5 protein-coding genes are annotated in these 5,559 nt (G+C 42.1%); all 5 read right to left on the bottom strand.

All coding sequences use genetic code 11. The features are described from left to right. Positions 1–715 (bottom strand): GntR family transcriptional regulator (locus tag ACW12G_RS05925; protein WP_455647499.1); only part of this gene is annotated, 715 nt, incomplete at its 3' end. Between the two features lie 166 nt (positions 716–881). Beyond that, positions 882–1,940, bottom strand: a complete 1,059-nt coding sequence (locus ACW12G_RS05920; protein ID WP_455647498.1) for an AAA family ATPase — start codon at positions 1,938–1,940, stop codon at positions 882–884. Positions 1,941–2,037: 97 nt separating this feature from the next. After that, on the bottom strand, positions 2,038–3,150 hold the full coding sequence (locus ACW12G_RS05915) for an acyltransferase family protein (RefSeq protein ID WP_455647497.1): 1,113 nt from the start codon (positions 3,148–3,150) through the stop codon (positions 2,038–2,040). Between the two features lie 213 nt (positions 3,151–3,363). Continuing rightward, positions 3,364–4,212: a dTDP-4-dehydrorhamnose reductase gene (gene rfbD, locus ACW12G_RS05910; protein ID WP_455647496.1), complete on the bottom strand. Its 849-nt coding sequence runs from the start codon at positions 4,210–4,212 to the stop codon at positions 3,364–3,366. A 36-nt stretch (positions 4,213–4,248) separates the two neighbouring features. Beyond that, positions 4,249–5,415: a nucleotide sugar dehydrogenase gene (locus ACW12G_RS05905; protein WP_270747297.1), complete on the bottom strand. Its 1,167-nt coding sequence runs from the start codon at positions 5,413–5,415 to the stop codon at positions 4,249–4,251. Positions 5,416–5,559: the final 144 nt, after the last annotated feature.

Here is a 5,559-nt window from a genome sequence, read left to right as displayed (position 1 = left end):
GGGTAAATTCTGTTAACAATTCGGACTGTTCTTGGTAGGCACGCATAAACCCATCGAGACGGTTCACACCTTGCCGGTCATCCACTTGGAATGCCCCCACAATCCGCTTATGCCCCTTCTCCATGAGGTATTTTGCAGCCTGATAAATCGCTGCCTGATCGTCACTGATCACTGATACCTCATCAAAATTCGGATAAGTGGCGTTGATAAAAATCATCGGTACGCCATCTTCTCGTAATTTGTCATACAAATCAATATTTGGCGTTGCGGTGGCACTGCGTGTTGGTTCAATAATTAAACCAGCTAAGTTCTGCTTCATCATGTTAATGAGGGCGATGCGTTCGCGCTTTGGCTCATTATGTGTGTTAGCCAAAACCAATGAATAGCCATTTTCACTAATAACTTGATCGGCCCCATCAATAATCGCTGGGAAAATATACGACGCCACGTGGGTCGACAAAATTCCGATCACACTCGGCGCCTTGTCCTGCTTTTGCTTGGCTTGCCAGTCGGCGACATACGAGCCACCACCTTGCACCCGATAAACGTAATGATCATTTTCTAAATCTGAAATGGCACGGCGAACCGTGTAACGACTGACAGAAAATGCCGCCATCATTTCACTTTCGGTCGGTAATTTTTGTCCCTTCACCAGTTCGCCATTCAAAATTTGTTCTAAAATGTGATGTTTTAAGATTTCATATTTGCTCGTCATACCATGTCCTATGAACAACCTAAAATTCGTCATACTACTGGGTTGTTCGCATTCCTTTTTCGTGATGTGATGAATAAATTAATAACGTGATAACGCATAGTCGATTGAACCACTTTTTTACCCAATCATCATTGGTTCGCACCAATTTTTTCACAATCTCAAAATTTTACAATTCATCAGATAACTTGATAAGATGTTGTTGACCAAAGGCGTGGGTTAGCGTGGCAAAATAGTCACGATTACTGATAGTCGCCTTACTCTGCTGATTGGGATCGCCAATAAGAAACACCCGCGTGTGGCGTGCCGCAAAGTAACGTCTTAAACTGTTCACATGTCGAATGGATAACTTCTGTGCATCGGTGACGATGACGACATCATACGACTGTAAGCGTTGGCGCTTAAGCTTCTTGAAGAACTGCCGTTCAGGTAAAATGTGCCAACCATACTGCCGCCGCAGCGTCGCTTGTGCCGATTTTAGCGCCCCAATATGAACGAGTAAGACCTGCTGCCCCTGCTCACGCAGGATTCTCACCGTATCATAAATCATTAACGTCTGTCCCACACTAGTGGCTGCTTTCATGGCATAAATCCCAGGCGCTGGCGTGGCCAATAATTCAGCTTGTAATTGTTGCTGCGGCTGCATCAATAAATACTTCCCTTTGAGAAAACGTGCCAGTTGGGTAAAAGGCGAGACCAAATAATCCCCTACTCGTAATACGTCGTCCAAATCAGCTACGGCAACACTTTTAAACCTCATGACCACCTGATAAAACACCGATGTCTGCCAACGCTCATCTTGCAAATTAATTACGTCCAACGTATCTTGGTCAGTTAGATGATAAATGCGATCCAAGTCCGAATTATACGTGAAAAAGTCAACGTGCTGGTTGGCCTGCGTTAAGTAATAACGATTATTGCGTAATTGTTTATGGATTTTTTCAATGTCGTAATGCACATCACTTTTCAGCTCAATATTGATAATGTGACCTTCGGCATTAATGAACAACATATCAAACTCTTTGCTAATCGGCGGGACAGCATAATCCACATACACCGCTTGCCATGCGGGCAATGCAGCTGGAAAATGCGCCACTAAGCGCGTAATCCCTGTTAATTCCTGCATTCGAATCGTGGTGTGCCCTAATTGTTTCAGATATTGTGTTGCCTGTTCTTGCTGGTGATAACCACTGAGTTGGGTTAAATTGATTGGTTGCTGTTTGGCCATCCTGTCTCTTTTCCACTGTGTCATACGATTACTCTCAGTATATCAAAGTTATCGCGCATAAAAAAATACTTGGCTGTCGTGAGACAACCAAGTATTTTTAGGGTTCAGGTTGATAACCCGTTACTTTAATTAGTTTTTTAAACCCTCTCGTGACATAGCGTGTGGCCAACATTTCAAGTGCTAGTAACACCTGTGATGGTCGCATCAAAATGTACCTCAATAGCTTATCAATGAGAATTGCGCCAATCACAATCACGACCATCACGAATAACGAATAACCAATGAAGGCTGGTGTTGCCATCGTATTTGCAAAGTCGCGCACATGGAAAATATTCTGCCACAGTGTATTGTGAAATGGTTCGTAGTCTTGTATCAAATAGATTGCGACTGCGGAACTGCCCATCCAGTTGATCAGACGATTGCCACGCGGCTGGCGTTGAATGGTCTGACTAAAAATATAAGCCGCGGCAATGAATGCCAGTGGTGAACTACCCGTCACAAAGTAACTGGTTGCATTGGCAATAGCTTGACTCTCTGGTCGATTATTCCCGATCAAATCACTCAACCCAATTGACAACATCGCAATCACAACCGTGACACCTAGCAAGACCTTAAGTAACGTGGTCAATCGCTTGGATACCCCATACATGCGCAGGTATAACCCAAAGAAAAATACCGGTAGTAAGTCCGTTAATTGACTTCCCCAGCCCTTCAAAAACGTCGGTAACACCATAAAGATCAAGACACCGAGCGCAATGAAACTCACCGCTTGGGCGCGCCGTAAGTGGCTGAGAAACTGGGATAAATAGCCCGAAAAAACATATAAAATGGCATAGATTGTGATGAACCAATACATGCTTCGAATCGTTGGAAACATCGAACGCCACATCAAGTCGATATTAAATTGTAACTGTCCACAAACCAGTAAAATAATAAATAACCCGAGCGCGTAAAACCGCACCGTATTGGTTAATTGCCAAACTTTTTGAAATGTTGGTCTGGGATTGATGGCAAAGTAGCCAGTAATCAGAATGAACAAGTCCACCCCAATCTTCCCAAAAATTTCTAAAAACTGTAACCACACCGTATTCGGCTGCACTGTATGCACTTCGTTACCAATAAAGTAACCCCAAATTGCAAAATGATGCACCGTAATAAATGCCATTGCGACCAAACGCAATAGCTCAATATTTGAATTTCGCTTAACCATTAACCCAATTCCAACGCTCTCATCACGTTTTACACTATTATTTTTATTATACGTGATTGTGCGGGGGTTGTCATAATAGATTAAGGGATATTATGAAATTATTAGTCATTTTCGCCTACTTAAATTTAACGTCACTATTTCCCAACACATCAAGTTACCCCATATAAAAATACTTGGCTGTCGTGAGACAACCAAGTATTTTAAAGCGCAAATTTAGTCCTTATCCTGTAGACTTGCCAAAAATTGGGTCAAAGCTTCACGCCAATTCAAAATCTCAAATCCTGTGGCCTTGGCCTTTTCCAAACTCATCACCGAATGCTTTGGACGATACGCCTTTTGGGGGAATTCCGCACTCGTCACCGGTGTCACTTCGACAGCCGTTGTCTTGAGAATTTCCCGCGCAAAATCAAACCAAGTCGCGGTATCATCGTTTGACAAATGATAGATGCCAAATTTCGCATTCACTGTGATCAAATGCAACATGAACTCCGCTAATGTCCGCGTCCAAGTTGGCCGACCTAATTGATCATTGACCACACTCAACTTCGGGTGCGTTTGAGCCAGACGTTGCATCGTGTAGACAAAATTATTCCCAAATTCACCAAACACCCAACTCGTTCGCACGATATAGGCATCGGCGCCACTTTCAATCACACCTAGTTCACCTGCTAGTTTGGCCCGACCGTAAGCATTTTGCGGATTAACCGGATCAGTTTCACGATAATCCGTTAGGCTTTTACCATCAAACACATAATCGGTTGACACAGCCACCAATTTGGCTTGCACCAGCTTCGCTGCATCGGCGACGTTTTTCGTCCCATTAGCATTGACTTGCCAGTTGATGTCACGTCCTTCATCTTCGGCCAGATCAACTTTGGTATAAGCAGCGGCATGGAACACCACATCTGGGTGAACTGTTTCAAACGTGGCAAAGACGGCCGCACGATCAGTAATATCGAGCTCTTGTGACGACAACGCGACAAAATCTAGTTCACGTTCCGTTAATAGTTTTTGTAGTTCTTGCCCCAGTTGTCCATTGGCACCGGTAATTAAAAATTTCATCCGAACACTCTCTTATTGGTTATTTTGTAAAGGAAATTAATCACGACGATACAAGTCCCGTGTGTAGACCTTATCTTCAACATCACTTAATAGGTCATCCCAACGATTAGCAATGATAACATCGGATTCCTTTTTGAATGTGTCAAAATCATGAATTACAGCTGAATGATAGAATTCATCTTCTTTAAGTGTTGGTTCATAAACCACCACTTCAATTCCCTTTGCCTTGATACGTTTCATCACGCCTTGAATTGAAGAAGCACGGAAATTGTCACTACCTTCCTTCATTGTTAGACGATAAATACCAACCTTCTTAGGGTCACGCTTAAGCACTTGATCAGCAACAAAGTCTTTACGTGTTGTGTTTGCATCAACAATACCTTGAATAATATTGTTCGGCACATCTTCAAAGTTTGCCAGTAGTTGCTTTGTATCTTTTGGCAAGCAGTAACCACCATAACCAAATGATGGGTTATTATAATGACTACCAATACGTGGATCTAAGCCAACACCATCAATGATCTTTTTAGTATTTAAACCGCGGACTTCTGCATAAGTATCTAGTTCATTGAAATAAGCCACACGCATTGCCAAATAAGTATTAGCAAACAACTTAATAGCTTCGGCTTCCGAACTCTCAACAAATAATGTTGGGATATCCTTATCTACCGCACCATCAATAAGCAACTGCGCAAACTTTCTTGCGCGTTCTGATTCTTCACCTAAGATAATTCGAGATGGATGTAAGTTATCCAGCAAAGCCTTACCTTCTCGCAAAAATTCTGGTGAGAAGATAATATTTTCTGTCTGATACTTTTCTTTAACACTTTCTGTATACCCAACTGGAATAGTTGACTTAATAATCATCAAGGCATTTGGGTTAACAGCCAACACTTCTTCAATCACGGCTTCAACAGCTGTTGTATCAAAATGATTAGTTTCTGTATCATAGTTTGTTGGCGTCGCGATGACAACAAATTCGGCATCTTGATAAGCAGCCTTACCATCAGTAGTTGCTGTTAAATTCAACGCTTTATTCGCCAAAAAATCTGAAATTTCATTATCTTGAATTGGCGATACACCAGCATTAATTAAATCAACTTTTTCTGGAATAATATCGACTGCTGTTACCTTATTGTTTTGGGCTAATAAAGTCGCCAATGACAAACCGACGTAACCTGTTCCTGCAACTGCAATATTCATGTTTTACCTCTCCATTTCTCCAACATCCAATAACAATCAGCCAGTCCCTGCAATTTGTAAATAATTTTATTCAAAAAGACTATTGATTATTTTGCGCGTACTTAGCTTCAACTTCAGCCTTTTCACCTTGCCACCAAGCTTGGT

This window comes from Leuconostoc sp. (genome assembly GCF_965300815.1).
The sequence above is the reverse complement of the archived record's forward strand: the minus strand, read 5'-3'. Positions and strand labels throughout refer to the sequence as shown.